Genomic DNA, 14855 nt, shown 5'->3' with positions numbered 1-14855 from the left:
TTGGCAGTTCGCTTCTTCCTTGATAGAGAGGCGCGCATGCGAGACCGAGCGTTGTTTGATCGCCCGATCGACAGCAAGCTAAGTGACTGTGATCTCGTCAAGATTAAGATCGAAACTCGGGTCACGGCGAAGAGATTCGAACACGAGCAATGGTCATGAGTGGGGCACCGCGAATCCCCATGGCCGTTCTCGGCCGCCTCACTATCGATCAGGAAGCTGGCGGCGGGGAGGATCAACCGCCGCTTCGTGTGTGTCCGAGCATGCCGGTCCGATACGACCCTCCTGAGGGCCGTTTCGATCCCGGCCCCGCAGATGTACTTCTCGACGGCATGGGACGCCCGGCTGAATTTGCAGAGGTGCTCACGCACTGGTTCGCTACCGAAGCCGACATGGCTACACCCAGAGGCCGGTTCTGGGATTCGTTCAAGAAGCAGAACTTCTACGACGCCGACCGGATCATCGCTGCCGCCAATCTTTTTGATACCATTCCGGCGTCGCACTATCCGAAGAAAATCTCGTTGCCGGCAGACATTCTCGATGCAGCCGAAAAGGCCAAGGCACTATTCAAGCCGCTGCCGGATTCCCACGAGCGGGAGTCAATGTTGAGGGAACTCTCGAATCTCGTAACGCCGCGCCTTCGCTCAAAGGTCAAACACTGGGCGGCGGAACTAATCAAACAGCACGGGGATCAATACGAAGGTCTGGAATTCGTCATAGACCGCGCAGTTAAATGCAGGAATTTCTATGTCCATGGTGGAAAGGCGGAATTCGACTACGGCCAAGAATTCAACTTGTTCGTGTTTCTGATCCGCACGCTGGAATTCTGCTACATCGTTCCTGAATTTCTCCGGGCAGGATGGAGCCATGCCGATTGGCTCAGGCAAAGCGGCAATTTCCATCCTTTCGATGAATACCGCTCCAACTACAACGCCAATCTAACCAAGCTGCGCGAGGTGCTTGCTTCGGAGCAGGCGTGAGCGCCAGCAATCCGCCGTCTGCGGGACGGGAAAGAGGGGGAACTTTGAACTATGAATACTCAGCGCAGAACCATGATTGGGATATGACGCTCTATGCAGCCGCCGAACTGATCAAGGCGGGTTTGGCCATGGATAAGCGGCCCAGGACCGGCAATATGTCGATGGGCTTTTCGTTCTTCACTGGCGGCATGGTTCTCTCATTTGCCGCCATCGAAAGCTTCTCGGCATCGGTCGCGTTTTTGATGCCCTCGCATGAACGCTTCGCCGGCTTCGACTTCCAGCGCTACCGCACTGCGCGCAGGTTCTGGGACAAGATGAATATGCTGATGGCGGCGGCCGGTATTGAGATCGATAGAAGCAACGGTATGTTCCAGCATATGGGGCAGATGCAGGAGTGGCGCAATTTGGTGACCCACGCATCGCCCTACGAGATCGAGCCGACAGAAATCGAAAACACAACAGGGGCTCCCGGCAAGCTGCACCAGAGAAAGCGGCGCCTTGAATATTTGAGGATAGCCGACCCCGAGAATGCGAAGAGATTCTACGGAACCGCGCTTGCATTCATCAACCTCGTGACGGAACGCACCGGAATCGATCCGCGTGCCTCAGCTACCTACAAACAACTGGCGTAATGCTGCGCCGAATCGGGCATACTGACACAAAGCGTCAGGAGGCGTCTTTGGTCGAAGTCATTTATCAATCCCATGAAGAACCTGCGCCCGCAGAACGGCATGTTGTGGTTGTCGTTCATCAGGAGATATTGAACGGCCGGGTAAAAGGGAAAGCATACTTTTACGATAGCGAGAAACGAGACTTCGGCGGCAGTGGGCCATTCGATTTTCTTCTGGACGAAGCAATGACGCGCGCGCAGCGCTTTGCCTCTGACAATCGCATCCTCAAAATCATCGTAAGGTCAAAGCAGCCGTGAGCGGATCGGTTGTGGTCCGCAAAATAGACCCTTTCTGGCGCGACTACCATTTCATCTGGAAGAAGCCGGAAAGCTGGATGCCGCTTCTGGCGTCTTGGCTGGCACCACGGCTTCGCAAGGACGGCATGCGCCGCCTGCGACCCGGTGTGTATCGGGACATTTCATGGGACGACCCGGAATGGTCCGACATTCTCTGCAGGTCGTTACGCGGCGATTTTGACGACCATGCGGAAGAACTCGCGGACTCGTTGGAGCTTGCCGTCATGCGCACGTTTCATGGTTGCCGAACGGCGGATGCCGGGGTCTACTTCCGCGAAGGGCTTCGTCTCCATGACCGGCGCGAAATGACCGACAGGCTTCGTTCGATCGTTGCAGAGAATGCCGAACTTCACTGGATGGGAGATCGCGTCGAAGAGACAATCCGGGAAGTCAACAATACGCTTGATGAAGGACGGTTGTTTGTCGTCGCCGACGACATGGCGCTTCTGAAACATGCCGCGCACTATCTTATATACGGCAGCGAATGGATTACGGCGGTTCTGGGTCATTCAGGACACAGGGTGCTGAGGACAATCGGTACCCCAACCCTTCTGGAAATCGACCTGCCGCTTTCGATGAGCAGTTTCCGGACACGAACTGAGCTTGCCGTCAAAATGCTTGATGAGTGGACGCGCTTTACCTGCAATGCGTCGGACTGGTCAGCGCCAATCGATTTCTCGTTCCTACTTCGCTCCGCCATTCCCGCATCGTGCGTTGTCGGTCGTTCGCATCCGCCCGAACTGCGCGATCCGCTGAACGGGAAAACCCTCTACAGGTCTTCCAGAATAACATGCGCCTATTGCGTCCAGAATGAACCCAATCGAGGGACGCTGTGAAGGTCGTTGGCACCATTATGAACCGGTCCGAGGAACGGACGGTCCGCGAACTGTCGAGCATCGCGTCTGACAATGGCATGCGCGTCTTTCCAAAGCTTCGATTCTCCGACGTGGTTCAGAAGGACAGCACGATCCTGACGACACGGGAGTTCGACTTTTTCACCCGCAGCCATTTTGATTTCACGCTGACGGTTGCCGATGGGCGGCCGCTCATGGTCGTAGAGTATGACGGTCTGTTCCATGCCGATCCACGGCAGGCGGAACGCGACCGGATCAAAAACGAACTGTGCCGGCGCGCCGGGCTGGGGCTGCTTCGCATCCATGACCGCCATGTCACAAAACTCTATCGCGGCATGACCGTCCTGCGATGGATCATCGAAGTCACTGAACTGGAAAAGGCATTTTACGAGGCGCGGGCATCCCAACTGGCCATCGCCGAATAGTGGGAACCTTCTCGCCCACCCTCTTGATTGTGCGGGATATGAGAGACGAAAGGATGGAGAGAAACCTGTCCGAGCGGTATATTGACTTATGAACAAACTATACATATCCCGACGTTTGAGGGTAGGCGACCGAACTATAACCGAAAACGAACTGGTTCAGTCCGGCGGTGCCGTCGTCGTGCTTGCCGAGCCGGGAGCCGGCAAGACCGAACTGCTCGGAAGTCTGGCAGGCCAACTCGGCGTTGCGCCTTGTCGTGCAACCCGTTTCCGGCATATCTCGGATGTCCCTCAGGGTGCCGCTCTAGTCATCGACGCCCTGGATGAAGTCGCCAAGCTGGATCGAGGCGCCACCAACGCCATCATCGAAAAGGCATGCGCAGGCGACGTTGCCACGGTGATACTGGCGAGTCGGTCAAGTGAATGGGATGAGGCGCAAACGCGCTACTTTGAGGACTGCTGCGGTCTTGAACCCCAAATTGTTCGCCTCGATCCTTTTCGATGAGCACGAACAAAGGCAACTATTCGACGCGGAATTACCCAGCGAGAATTTCGATGCGTTTCGGAGTGAGGTAGCCCGCTTCGACCTCGCGGCGCTTTTGGGGAAGCCTGGCGGCAACCCGCACATTTGATGGCCAGGCTTGCCCGTTTTCACCATGATATCCTGAGCCTGAAAGTTGCTGCCGAACGAAAACGCGCATTGCAAAACTATGAGCCGCCGAAACCCCAAAGTGTTGTCGGTCTGCTTGATGGAAACCGTATCGCCACGGTGGAGGATCTTCGCGCACTAATGCTGGAAGAGCTTGGCAACGTTCAAATCTGGCTCAAAGGTGCCGATACCGATCCGCTTGCGACACTATACCCCGGCGGAAAGCGCGTGGACGAAAACACTGCGCGCAACCGTGTTGTGGACTGGCTGCGCGAAAGGCTTCTGCCTCATAATGCCGGTCTTGTCATTGAGCACCAGATGGCCGCCGGGAACCGCTGCGATATTACCGCTGCGCTTGTGATCGGCGGCAAGCGGCATCTTGTCGTAACAGAGGTAAAGGGCCAGTGGCATTCTGAACTTTTTTCAGCCGCATCCGCTCAGCTCGATCTGCGTTATGCGATCCATCCGGACGCAGCACGCCAAGGTATCTACCTTGTGCTCTGGTTTGGCGGTCAGGAAAAAGTCGCAGGCCGCAACGACCGGACGATCAACACGCCGGATGCATTGCATGCTGCGATTCTCAAACAGATGCCACGCGAGTTGCATGGATTTATCGACGTCTTTGTCCTAGACCTTTCGTGCTCGAAAGCCGCTGCGGTTGTTTGAACCTGCAAAAGCATCGCCAGCCGAGTTATATGGTCGCGCTACCAACCCGCTTGGCTGTTTCGGCATGTTCGGATAGCGATGCACGACAGGGCCATCGCCAACGCCCACCACACCCAAAGAGGCTCAAGATGACGGTCATATTCGCCTGCACATTCCCCGGTGGCGCTGCCATTGCAGCCGACACGTTGCTGCATAATCCGGACTCGATGCAGCCGGTGATGAACGCTTCCAAGATTCTCACCATTGGACAAAGGGTTGCTATCGCGCAGGCCGGTTCATTTCAACGGAACCCAAGGGGTTTGGGAACAGCTCGAACAGCTGCCTTCCGCGCAGGCGATCCCCTCCGCCGTCGTTGACGAAATCCGGCGTCTCGCAGAACCGATCTATCGGCGGAAAGCGGCGGCTGGTCCGGCCTCAATGCGCTACCTCGTAGCCGGTCTGGAAACCGATGGCTCGCCGGCGATCCGGTGGCTTGAGTTTGATACGAGAAACCTCGGCGGCGTTTTGGGTCCATGCCAGATCGCCGCGTTAGGTACGCAGCCAAACATACAGGAAGTTGCCAATGTTGCCCTGCAAGCCAGCCTCAAACCCTTTTCCAACATTGTCCGGTTGGGTGGTGCCGGCAGGTCGTCGCAGCAGAGGTCGCCGCGTTCCCTCAGGCTGTCGGCTTTCCAGCCATTCTGGTCGTAATGAAGGAGACCGGTGGGTTCGGGAAAACCATCGCCCGCGATGAGGTGCCTGAAGCCGGCTATGAGGTCTTCTGGCCATACCGTTCGCATGAGCGTCAGGCTGACCCGGCTTCGCCGTTCGGCTCTTTAGCCTCGCGACCACCGAACCCGCGGTGCGGTTTCCGCCCATGCGGGTGGCGATCCGTGACAGATCATGCGGCGGCGGCTCACAGCCACCCGGTCTTACTGTGAAGCGCGCGGGACCTCCCTGCCTGATTTTTTCGGACGCTCGGCGCTGGCCAAGGGTTCAGGCACGGCTCTCCTTTTGGGGACTTCGCCGGATTTCAACCCTTGAAGAAAGCAAACGTGCTGATCGTCAGGAAGCGCAACGACCAGTTGGAAAAGGTGATGGCGATCTACGCTCAGATTCTGGATGTTACTCTTCCACTGCCCGTAAGGCGGGCTCTTTATCAAGATCTGATCCAACGTGAAGCCAGCCCGAAAGCCCCATACACTGCAATGACCAAATGCCTCGTCGCAAGCATGGAGAGAGCACTTGATCCGGCGATTCTCGCTGAGTGACTTCGCGCGCATTTTCAGGGGCACGCTTTCAAATCTTAGGTCTATGAGCGTGCTTCGTCACTACGCTTCTATGAACGGTATGGGCGCGTACTTCAATCGTAGCAGGGAGTCAACTGAATTGCCACTTTCTCCGCCCCGTCACACAGAAGCAGTCCGGCCGCTTTCGGCCCCGCGAATCCTCTTGCTGATGCGTTTTCCTGAAGGCCAATAGTGGCCAAAGGAGAAGTCAAATGGGTATCGCACAATATGATCCTACCACACTGGGTAGGCCAGCTTGGAACGCTGGCCGAAAGGTTGGCGTGAAGAAGCCACTGAAACAGCGTCAGATTTGAATTAAAGGTTAGAGCGGAAGTTATTTCCGATGGCAGGTTGCTACCGAAGTGGGATGTGCTGCACGACAATCCCCTGTTGTTATTCAGGGGGTTGTCGGATTTTGCAGATGTTTGGTATTGATTACTTGTAAGCGGAAACCACAATCTCTATCAGCGTATCACCACCCAGATCGGCAACGCCAACAGTTGCACGGGTTGGCAGCAGCGAAGGATCAATCCATTCCTTCCAGATCCTATCCATTTCGGGCTTCTTGTTTAGATCTGTTACGAAGATGGTGGCTGTCAGAAGCTTGGTCTTGTCTGTGCCTGCCTGCGCCAGATAGCTGTCAAGCTTGGCGAGGATTTCTCGGGTCTGACCGGCCATATCCAGGCTTTCGTCATCACAGGTGGTTCCACCGACATAGACGATGCCGTTGTGCTCGACGACGCGATGCATGATCGGCGTCTGAATGAAACGCTCAGCCATAGTTCAATCCTTTCAGATGGTTGGGGAGTTATCCGGTTGCTCGCCGGTAACGGCGAAAATAGCATCGGGGGGGTGAGGCAGTGCTGCGATTTCGCAGAGCGGCACCGGTTTCACCGGAGCGCGCAGGCGATAGAAACCGACTGTTTGAGGCGCACGGTTTTGCACCTCGGCCAGAATTTCCGTGACGGTGGAACTGCACATGCGACCCTGACAGGGACCCATACCGCAGCGCAACATGGTTTTAAGCTGGTTCGGACCAGCAATACCGCAGGCGGCTGCATCGCGGATTGCGCCTGTAGTCACTTCTTCGCAACGACAGACAATCGTGTCCCGATTCAAAGGTGCGCGAAATGCTTGTGCTGGCAGATAAAGCGCGTCGATAAAGGATCGCCCGCGTTCGACGCGTCGCGCTTGCGCCTGCAGTTTTACGATTTTTGACGCCAACGATGTTGCCAGCGCTGGAAAGATATCCTGACAAGCCGCGAGCGCAGCGATACGCCCGCTCCGCTCGGCAACCAATGCACCGCCAATGCCGCTGCCGTCACCAGCAATATAGATGGCCGGTATGGACGAACGCCCGTTGCCGTCGAGTTGCGGCTGAAAGCATTTCTGACCATCGTTCCAAATCAGAGCGCAGCCCGAAGCATTGGCGAGATTGTTGTTGGGGATCACACCCTGATGCAGGAAGACGCTATCGACAGCAAGCTTGTGCGTTTTGCCTTTGGCCGAAAAGCAGATCGCTTCAGCTTCGTCTTTTCCCTCAATGGCGATATCGGTGACACCGGAATAAACCGGTACCGACTTGCGCACCTTCAAAAGCAGGGAAAGCCCCTTCAAGGCATAGGTGGAGAAAAGGAATGAGAGCAGGTTCGGCACAGCTTTCGCGTAATTTGCGCCGGGCGTCGTATCGAGCAGTGCGGTAACCTTGCCGCCCGCCTGCAACAGCTGCGCGGCGAACATGTAGAGCAGTGGGCCTGTTCCCGCCAGAACCACACTTCCGTTGGGCAGGAGGCCGGAAGCCTTCAACGCAATCTGTGCTGCGCCGATGGTCATAACACCCGGCAATGTCCAGCCCCTGACAGGCATCGGGCGCTCCATCGCACCGGTCGCGAAGATCACGCGGCGCGCTGAAACAATCCCGCTCTTGCCGCTTACCGATACGCGCAGATCAACGCCGTTGTTGTCGCCATCCTGTGGTTCCACACTCCAGACGAGGGCCTGCGGCACATAGGTGGTATTGCTGGCGATAAACGCTTTCAGGACTTCTTTGCCCCGCCAGTAGTCGGTGCCGAGAAACGGCCTGCGGGCAGTCGTATTGTGTTCGATGCCACGGTAAATCTGGCCGCCGGCGGCAGGGTTCTCATCGAACAGAACCACATTAGCGCCAGCGGCGCTTGCCTCTGCGGCTGCCGACATGCCTGCTGGTCCCGCGCCGATAATGGCGAGGTCGTAAAACGCGTTGAGCGCATGAATGCTGGAAACTCTCTTGAGCATTGTCGTCATGGTTCCACCCGACGCACACCGGTCTGGGAAGAAATGATCATTCCATTGGCCACAAGCGTCATGCAAGCCTGGCGGTTCTGAACACCATCAATGGTGACCAGACATTCAAAGCAGATGCCCATCAGGCAATAGGGCGCTCGCGGTTGATCACCAACGACGCTGTTTCTGAGCCGGTTGATACCCTCTCCAAGTAGCGCTGCGGCGACAGTTACATTGGCAGGTACCGTCAAGGTACGCGCATCGAATGTGATCGTCACGGTTTCCTCTGGTGTCTCAGTTTTAAGGAACATTTTAGGAGACATGAAACCTCCGGCCTGAGAACGCCTCACCAGCAAGTTGTTTGGCATCGGCTGCTATTTCCTGCGCCACGATCAGGGCATGGTTGGCTGCAAGCGTGACGCCGGAATGGCACATGACAGCGTAAGCGCCCGGGTGGCTTTCGGATTGTTCGTAGATCGGCAGGCCGTCCGGTGTCTTGACCCGAAACCCGGCCCAACTGCGAATAACATTGACCTCGGCCAGATGTGGGAATGTCCGCACTGCTCTGTTGGCCAGAACCGCGCTGATGTCCTGATTGGTGGCGATCCGGTCCGTGTGGGTTTCCTGACTGTCGCCGATCATGACGCCGCCTTCATCCGCTTGCCGCAGCGTGGCCGCTGTATAGGGGAAGAAGGGCGCGCATTTCTCCGTTACAAGAATTTGGCCTTTGCTGCGCACAACCGGCGTATCAAGACCGACACTCTTGGCAAGCTCTGCATTGCCGTTGCCCGCAGCAAGAATGACGCGCTCGGTGAAGACCTCACCCCATGCGCCACTTAGGAGAAAGCCGCCGTTTTGCGGGGTGATGGACGAGACTTCGCAATGCGGTTCGTAGGCAGCGCCGAGTTTGATCATGCCCGTATGCAATGCGCGAAACAGGCGTAGCGAATTCACGTCGCCATCCATCGGCGAATAGATCGAGCCGATCACATCCCGACCGATGGAGGGAACTATTTTGGCCGTTTCCTGATGATCGAGCACGACATGTTCGGGGGCGTCATCGCCAAGTTCCCGCGCCACTGTCGCGACGTCTTCGGCAAACATTTGAAGCTCGCGCTCGTCGAGGCAGAAGGTAAAGGCACCCGTCTGCTTCAACGCCACATCAAGTCCGGTGATATCCCGCAATTCATCTGCAAAAGCGGGCCACAGGCGTGCAGATTGCATTGTCCAACGGGCATAGTGCGGTGCGCCTACGCCTTTGCCCTGTACCCAGATGAGCGCGAAGTTGGCACGGGATGCGCGCAGAGATAGGTCTTCTCCATCGAGAAGCATTGGACGCAGACCGGATCGGGCGAGACCCCAGGCGATGGCAGAGCCAACCAGTCCCGCTCCGATAATGACTATGTTCTGATCCGGCAATCTGCGCATTCGTAAGTTCAATCTGTTGTCACAGCGTTGTCAGGGGTGGCCAGATGAGGGCCTGGCTCGATTGTGTTGGCTCAGTTTTGCGGGCTAACGTCCACCTTGAACCACTTCTGGGAAAGCTTCTTCACCGTGCCGTCGGCAATCGCGGCCTGAATGGCTGTATCGAAGCGACCCTTCAGGGTGGTATCTTCCTTGCGCAGACCGACGCCGATCATGCCGAAGACCTTGCCCGAAAACAGTGGGCCAGCCAGCTTCGCGCCCTTCATGTCGTCCTTTTCCAGCGCAGCAGCGAGAACCGTGGCATTGGCGACGACCGCATCCACACGACCGCTGGTCAGGTCGAAATTGTGTTCCTCAGCGGTTTTATACTCGCGTACGTCCGCGCCATCCTTGAAGTACTGCTCCATGAAGGCGGAAGCGGTTGTGGAACCCTGAACGCCGACGGTCTTGCCGTTGATTTTCGCGGCGATTTCCTCGAGCACCGGCTTGGCCGCATCGGAATCGACATTCAGCGGCTTGCCGCTTTCCGGCAAATCGGCGAGGTCGCTGTCATCCATGACTGCGAAGGAGTTGATCGCTGCCGCATAAGGCGACGAAAACGCGATCACTTCCTCACGCTTCGGCGTGATGCTCATGCCCGCCATGATGGCATCATACTTGCCAGCGGTCAGCGATGGAATGATGCCGTCCCAGTTCTGAGCGGTGATTTCGCATTTCGCTTTCAGGCGCTCGCAAAGGTCTTTGGCGAGATCGATCTCGAAGCCTTCCAGCACACCGTTCGGGCCGGAGAAATTCCACGGCGCATAAGCACCTTCGGTCGCGATGCGCACAACATCTTCGGCCTGCGCGGTCGGTGCGACGGCGAGAACGCCGAGGACGGAAAGGACGATTTTCAGTTTCATATGTTCACCTCTGTTAGAAAACCGATTGATCGGTTCATGCGTTTTGTTTGGAAATGAATTGCCGGAACCGTTCGCTTTTGGGGTTGCCAAAAACCTCGTCGGGCGTGCCTTCTTCTTCAATCACGCCCTGACGCAGAAACACGACGCGGCTGGAAACATCGCGGGCGAAGCCCATCTCATGGGTCACGACCAGCATGGTGCGCCCCTCTGCCGCCAGATCGCGCATGACCTTCAGCACCTCGGCCACCAGTTCGGGGTCGAGCGCGGAGGTCGGTTCGTCGAACAGCATGATCTTCGGACGCATCGCTAGCGCGCGGGCAATCGCCGCGCGTTGCTGCTGGCCGCCGGAAAGATGCGCTGGATAGAAATTGCGCTTATCGGCTATGCCAACCCGCTCCAGCAGTGCTTCGGCTTCGGCAATGCACTCTGACCGGTTTCGCTTCTGTACATACACAGGCGCTTCGATCAGATTTTCCAGGATAGTCAGATGGGACCAAAGGTTGAACGACTGAAACACCATCGTCGCCTGGCCGCGCAGCCGCTGAAACTGTTTCGCATCGGCTGGACGAGGCGCGCGTCCGGACTGTTGGTCGAGCTTGTATGCCTCGCCGTGAATAGCCACGCTGCCTGCATCCGGCACTTCCAGCATATTGATGCAGCGCAGCAGAGTGGATTTGCCTGAACCTGACGCGCCCAGAATGGAGATGACTTCACCGTGGTGGGCCTGCAAGGAAACTGAATGCAGAACCTTGTGCGCGCCGTAACATTTCTCGAGGTTCTTGATCTCGACCGCAGGCGTTTCGAAACGTTGCATTATGAGTTTCCTCCGGCGGCATGCACGATGACAGGCTGACGCTGGGCCGCCGACAGGCGGTATTCCAGCAGTTTGAAGATTCTGGTGACCACGAAGTTCAAGATGAGATAAATCGCGCCTGCACAGATGAAGATTTCGACAGGGCGATAGGTGGCGGAAATCAGCTTGGCCGCCAGCCCCGTTACCTCCATCATGGTGATGGTTGATGCCAGCGCCGTGGACTTCACCATCAAGATGACTTCGTTCGAATAGGCGGGCAGCATCTGTCGCAACGCTTGCGGGGCCAGAATGCGACGTACGAGGGTGAAGCCGCTCATGCCATAAGCGCGCGCCGCTTCGATCTGCCCGGTCGCAACCGACAGAACGCCGCCACGAATGATTTCGGCGCTATAGGCAGCCGTATTGAGTGCAAGAGCCAGCACCGCGCACCAATAGGGCTCTCGCAGAAACAGCCAGAGAAAGCTCCTGCGCAGTTCTGGAAACTGGCTGAGGCCGTAATAGATAATGTAGAGTTGCACGAGCAGCGGGGTGCCGCGCAGCACGAAGATATAACCTCGTGCAATGAGGTCCAGTATCAGGTTGCCCGACAGACGCATCGTAGCCAGTATGGTGGCCAGCACGGCTCCGCTGATAACTGATAGCGCCATCAGTTGCAGCGTCAGCGGAATACCGCGACAAAGTTGAAAGAAACTGTCGAACATGAACGGCAGGTCGAGAAAGTTCATACTGCCCTCCGGATGCCGCGCATGGCGCGCTTTTCGGCGTCCTTGAACAGCAAGCCCGATATGAATGTGATGAGGAGATAAAGTAGCCCCGCGGTCAGAAAGAAGGTGAACGGCTTGCGGGTCGATCCAGCGCCGATTTGCGCCTGACGCATCAGTTCAACCAGTCCAACGACTGAAATCAGTGCGGATTCTTTCAAAACGAGCTGCCAGACATTACCGATGCCCGGAATGGCGAAGCGTGCCGCCTGCGGAACCATGATGCGGCGAAACAGCAGACGTGGTGGCATGCCATAGGCTTTGGCAGCTTCGATTTCACCTTTGGGGAGCGCAAGCACTGCACCGCGATAGACTTCGGCCTGATAAGCGCCCGAAACTACACCGATGGCCAGTGCACCGGTGATGAAGATTGGCGCGCTGACGAAGCCTTGCGCGCCGAACAAGGCGCCAATCTGGCCCAACACCGCACTGCTGCCGAAATAGAACAGGTAGATGACCAGAAGATCGGGGATGCCGCGAAGCACTGTCGAATAGCCGTCAGCCGCAATTCTGAGAATGCGCTGTGACGAAAATGACGCGGCAGCGGCAATCATGCCGAACACTGCGCCCGCCGCAAAACCGCAAAAGGCTACCGCGAGTGTTATGCCGGTGGCCCGGAGCATATCATAGCCCCAGCCGTCCTCGGCAAAACCCATTAAGTCCAGATATGCGCTGACCCCACCCAACTGCCTAGTTCCCTTTTTTATGTCCGGTGCTTTCGTCGCGCCGATACGTTTATGGGTGTGGTTTGACAGCGGGGCTCAATACAGTCAAATTAGAAATGAAGCCCAGAGCATAACCAAATATTATGGTGAAACATGAACCTGCGTCAGGTCGAAGCGTTCCGAACTGTCATGCTGACCGGAAAAATGACGGCTGCAGCGGAACTAATGTCGATCACTCAGCCAGCGGTGAGCCGCCTGATCCGCGATTTTGAGATCGACACGAAACTCAAGCTCTTCAACCGGCGGGGAAACCAGCTGATCCCTACACAGGCGGCGATGACACTGTTGCAGGAAGTCGAGCGGGCCTATGTCGGGCTCAATCGCATCCGGAGTTTCGCCGACGAGATCAGCCGTCAGAATGCGGGCATGTTGCGGATCGCTGCCATGCCTGCGCTTGCAAACGGGATCATGCCGCGCTTTCTCGCTCGTTTTCTCAAGGAACGGCCCAATATCCATGCCTCTCTCAATGGCATTCCCTCTGCATTGGTGGTGGAAGCCGTCGCATCTGGTCAGGTCGATCTCGGCTTTGCTGATGGTCCGCTCGACAGACCCGGTTTCGATATCGAAACGAGAGCGATACCGGCCGTCGTTGCGGTTCCATTGGGACACCGTCTTGCAGATTATTCGGAAGTTTCCCCGGAGGATCTCGCCAATGAACGCATGATCACGCTGGAGCCGGGTTCGCTGTTTGCCATGCGTGTAGAGGTTGCGCTTGCACGCATTCCGCGGTCGGCCACCATTGAGACCCGCCTTTCGCACACAGCGCTGACACTCGTCGCTGAAGGTGTCGGCATAACAATCATTGATCCGTCCTCAGCAACGGATTTTCGCGGACGTGGAGTGGCGATCCGACCTTTTACGACCTTTGTCGATGCTGGCTTTCTGGTCATCCGCCGGAGCAACGGCCCTGACAACAGCCTGGCTGAACGTTTTATAGATGAGTTCTGGGCCTATCATGAGACGTTGTTGGCCGATGAATGAGGGGCGCGCGTGGCCGCTGTATCAGCGCGGGGGAGGCTTGTATCCTTGCAACAGCGTGCATGCGTTGAATTTGGCAGAACAAACTGAGATTGCGCGGGTGCGCCAGCCGCACGAGGCGGCGGGCAAGATCAGGGCGATCAATCGTGGTATTGAAGAAGAATCTCAGCGCCGATACTACACTGTTCATCGTCGGCACCAGGGCGTCCTCGCTTTGCTGCCATATCTGGAAGCGGCGCAAATCATCCACGGAGTCGGAATGATAGTGCTTTCGGCTTGCTATCTCTTCGGTGGTCTGGTGGTTGCGCCAGATCTGTGGCTTGATCCTCTTGGACCGATGGTCAAAGTGGTTCCAGCTATTGTTTTGGCAGCTATCGTTGCGATGATGCTGGAGGCGCGATGACCTATGATATTTTGCGCTTTCTGCATGTGATCGGTGCAACGGTCCTGCTTGGCACCGGCGCGTGTATCGCGTTTTTCATGGTCATCTCCAATCGCTCAGGAGATCCGCGGTTGATTGCCCATGTCGGTGGCATCGTCGTGTTGGCTGATACGGTTTTCACTGCAACTGCTGCCCTTTTCCAGCCAGTCACCGGCTATTTGCTTGCACGTGAAGCAGGATGGCCTGTCCTGTCCGGTTGGGTCGGGCTTTCGTTGGCGCTCTACATCATTGTTGGTGCATTCTGGCTGCCGGTTGTCTGGATGCAGATCCGGTTGCGGAATATGGCGCGTTTGGCTGCCCGCGAGGGAAAAGCACTGCCGGCGGCCTATCATCGTCTCTATCGCTGGTGGTTTGCTTTTGGTTTTCCGGCATTTGCGGCAGTATTGGCCATCATATGGCTGATGTTGACTAAGCCTTCAATTTAAAGATCGGCAATCCCGATTGAAGATGCAACGGGCTCTGCCATCTCGCCAGTCATCAAGGTCTGCGCCAATCCGGAAACCTGTCGCAAGCTTGCGGGAGACATGGATGTCGACGCTGGCAGATTGCCTGCCTACGATCGCGGCAAGGATGTAAGAGTGACGGCTGAACCTCTCACAACGCGCCTAATTGTGGATTGAATGTCATGAGACTTGGCACAGGCCATAGAAACATCACACTCAATTTGCATGGTTTGCTACAAAAGCCTGCGGGCTGGACCGACTTGCTGCGCTCTTAGATACCATCGTGTTCCTGATCGTGGA

Annotated in this window: 21 protein-coding genes; 13 read left to right on the top strand and 8 right to left on the bottom strand. The window is 56.7% G+C overall.

Annotated elements, in window-relative coordinates; genetic code table 11:
- Positions 1 to 179 precede the first annotated feature (179 nt).
- The 9 genes from ABWW28_RS03250 (at position 180) to ABWW28_RS03210 (ending at position 5785) form a co-directional block, all read left to right on the top strand.
- Positions 180 to 977, top strand: coding sequence for a HEPN domain-containing protein (locus ABWW28_RS03250; protein WP_025091627.1), 798 nt, complete (start codon positions 180 to 182; stop codon positions 975 to 977).
- Positions 974 to 1609 (top strand): hypothetical protein, encoded by a 636-nt coding sequence (locus ABWW28_RS03245; protein ID WP_151598885.1) that lies wholly within the window; start codon positions 974 to 976, stop codon positions 1607 to 1609. The genes ABWW28_RS03250 and ABWW28_RS03245 overlap by 4 nt, the downstream gene beginning before the upstream one ends.
- A gap of 47 nt (positions 1610 to 1656) precedes the next feature.
- Entirely contained in the window at positions 1657 to 1905 is a 249-nt protein-coding gene (locus ABWW28_RS03240) for a hypothetical protein (protein ID WP_151598887.1), read from the top strand.
- On the top strand, positions 1902 to 2780 hold the full coding sequence (locus ABWW28_RS03235; RefSeq protein WP_025091624.1) for a hypothetical protein: 879 nt from the start codon (positions 1902 to 1904) through the stop codon (positions 2778 to 2780). Before ABWW28_RS03240 ends, ABWW28_RS03235 begins: the two co-directional genes overlap by 4 nt.
- A 17-nt stretch (positions 2781 to 2797) precedes the next feature.
- A complete protein-coding gene (locus tag ABWW28_RS03230; protein ID WP_151598889.1) occupies positions 2798 to 3223 on the top strand; it encodes a DUF2726 domain-containing protein in 426 nt (141 codons plus the stop codon).
- Between the two features lie 88 nt (positions 3224 to 3311).
- Positions 3312 to 3725 carry a P-loop NTPase family protein gene (locus tag ABWW28_RS03225; RefSeq protein ID WP_151598891.1) on the top strand — a complete coding sequence of 138 codons (414 nt, stop codon included), beginning with the start codon at positions 3312 to 3314 and terminating at the stop codon, positions 3723 to 3725.
- Positions 3726 to 3851: 126 nt separating this feature from the next.
- The gene (locus ABWW28_RS03220) at positions 3852 to 4535 is read left to right on the top strand and encodes a hypothetical protein (RefSeq protein ID WP_025091621.1); all 684 of its coding nucleotides are present in this window, start codon (positions 3852 to 3854) and stop codon (positions 4533 to 4535) included.
- Between the two features lie 243 nt (positions 4536 to 4778).
- Positions 4779 to 5225 carry a hypothetical protein gene (locus ABWW28_RS03215; protein WP_025091620.1) on the top strand — a complete coding sequence of 149 codons (447 nt, stop codon included), beginning with the start codon at positions 4779 to 4781 and terminating at the stop codon, positions 5223 to 5225.
- 329 nt (positions 5226 to 5554) lie between these two features.
- Complete coding sequence (locus tag ABWW28_RS03210; RefSeq protein WP_155268941.1) at positions 5555 to 5785, top strand: hypothetical protein; 231 nt, start codon at positions 5555 to 5557, stop codon at positions 5783 to 5785.
- Positions 5786 to 6238: 453 nt separating this feature from the next.
- Here the strand turns inward: ABWW28_RS03210 and ABWW28_RS03205 are convergent, their stop codons facing one another.
- From ABWW28_RS03205 to ABWW28_RS03170, 8 genes are all read right to left on the bottom strand, one after another.
- Positions 6239 to 6583 carry a RidA family protein gene (locus tag ABWW28_RS03205; RefSeq protein WP_025091618.1) on the bottom strand — a complete coding sequence of 115 codons (345 nt, stop codon included), beginning with the start codon at positions 6581 to 6583 and terminating at the stop codon, positions 6239 to 6241.
- A 12-nt stretch (positions 6584 to 6595) separates the two neighbouring features.
- Positions 6596 to 8086 carry an FAD/NAD(P)-dependent oxidoreductase gene (locus ABWW28_RS03200; protein ID WP_025091617.1) on the bottom strand — a complete coding sequence of 497 codons (1491 nt, stop codon included), beginning with the start codon at positions 8084 to 8086 and terminating at the stop codon, positions 6596 to 6598.
- Entirely contained in the window at positions 8083 to 8376 is a 294-nt protein-coding gene (locus tag ABWW28_RS03195; RefSeq protein WP_043716587.1) for a (2Fe-2S)-binding protein, read from the bottom strand. Before ABWW28_RS03195 ends, ABWW28_RS03200 begins: the two co-directional genes overlap by 4 nt.
- Before the next feature lies 1 nt (position 8377).
- Positions 8378 to 9493: an NAD(P)/FAD-dependent oxidoreductase gene (locus ABWW28_RS03190; protein WP_025091615.1), complete on the bottom strand. Its 1116-nt coding sequence runs from the start codon at positions 9491 to 9493 to the stop codon at positions 8378 to 8380.
- Positions 9494 to 9564: 71 nt separating this feature from the next.
- A complete protein-coding gene (locus ABWW28_RS03185; protein ID WP_025091614.1) occupies positions 9565 to 10392 on the bottom strand; it encodes a lysine/arginine/ornithine ABC transporter substrate-binding protein in 828 nt (275 codons plus the stop codon).
- Between the two features lie 34 nt (positions 10393 to 10426).
- A complete protein-coding gene (locus tag ABWW28_RS03180; protein WP_025091613.1) occupies positions 10427 to 11206 on the bottom strand; it encodes an ABC transporter ATP-binding protein in 780 nt (259 codons plus the stop codon).
- Complete coding sequence (locus ABWW28_RS03175) at positions 11206 to 11931, bottom strand: ABC transporter permease (RefSeq protein ID WP_025091612.1); 726 nt, start codon at positions 11929 to 11931, stop codon at positions 11206 to 11208. Before ABWW28_RS03175 ends, ABWW28_RS03180 begins: the two co-directional genes overlap by 1 nt.
- Positions 11928 to 12623, bottom strand: coding sequence for an ABC transporter permease (locus tag ABWW28_RS03170; protein ID WP_176588766.1), 696 nt, complete (start codon positions 12621 to 12623; stop codon positions 11928 to 11930). The genes ABWW28_RS03175 and ABWW28_RS03170 overlap by 4 nt, the downstream gene beginning before the upstream one ends.
- Positions 12624 to 12785: 162 nt before the next feature.
- Here ABWW28_RS03170 and ABWW28_RS03165 point away from each other — a divergent pair, with 162 nt between their 5' ends.
- Genes ABWW28_RS03165 through ABWW28_RS03150 form a run of 4 tightly spaced genes read left to right on the top strand, consistent with a single transcriptional unit; the run spans position 12786 to position 14732 of the window.
- The gene (locus ABWW28_RS03165; protein ID WP_010660300.1) at positions 12786 to 13673 is read left to right on the top strand and encodes a LysR substrate-binding domain-containing protein; all 888 of its coding nucleotides are present in this window, start codon (positions 12786 to 12788) and stop codon (positions 13671 to 13673) included.
- Positions 13666 to 14073 carry a DoxX-like family protein gene (locus ABWW28_RS03160; protein WP_247886298.1) on the top strand — a complete coding sequence of 136 codons (408 nt, stop codon included), beginning with the start codon at positions 13666 to 13668 and terminating at the stop codon, positions 14071 to 14073. The genes ABWW28_RS03165 and ABWW28_RS03160 overlap by 8 nt, the downstream gene beginning before the upstream one ends.
- Positions 14070 to 14537: a DUF2269 family protein gene (locus ABWW28_RS03155; RefSeq protein ID WP_025091610.1), complete on the top strand. Its 468-nt coding sequence runs from the start codon at positions 14070 to 14072 to the stop codon at positions 14535 to 14537. Before ABWW28_RS03160 ends, ABWW28_RS03155 begins: the two co-directional genes overlap by 4 nt.
- Positions 14538 to 14546: 9 nt before the next feature.
- Positions 14547 to 14732 carry a UxaA family hydrolase gene (locus ABWW28_RS03150; RefSeq protein WP_198427178.1) on the top strand — a complete coding sequence of 62 codons (186 nt, stop codon included), beginning with the start codon at positions 14547 to 14549 and terminating at the stop codon, positions 14730 to 14732.
- Positions 14733 to 14855: the final 123 nt, after the last annotated feature.

The sequence above is a fragment of the Brucella sp. NBRC 14130 genome (assembly GCF_040371715.1).
Lineage (GTDB): Bacteria > Pseudomonadota > Alphaproteobacteria > Rhizobiales > Rhizobiaceae > Brucella > Brucella intermedia.
This window is presented reverse-complemented; position numbering and strand designations above follow the sequence as displayed.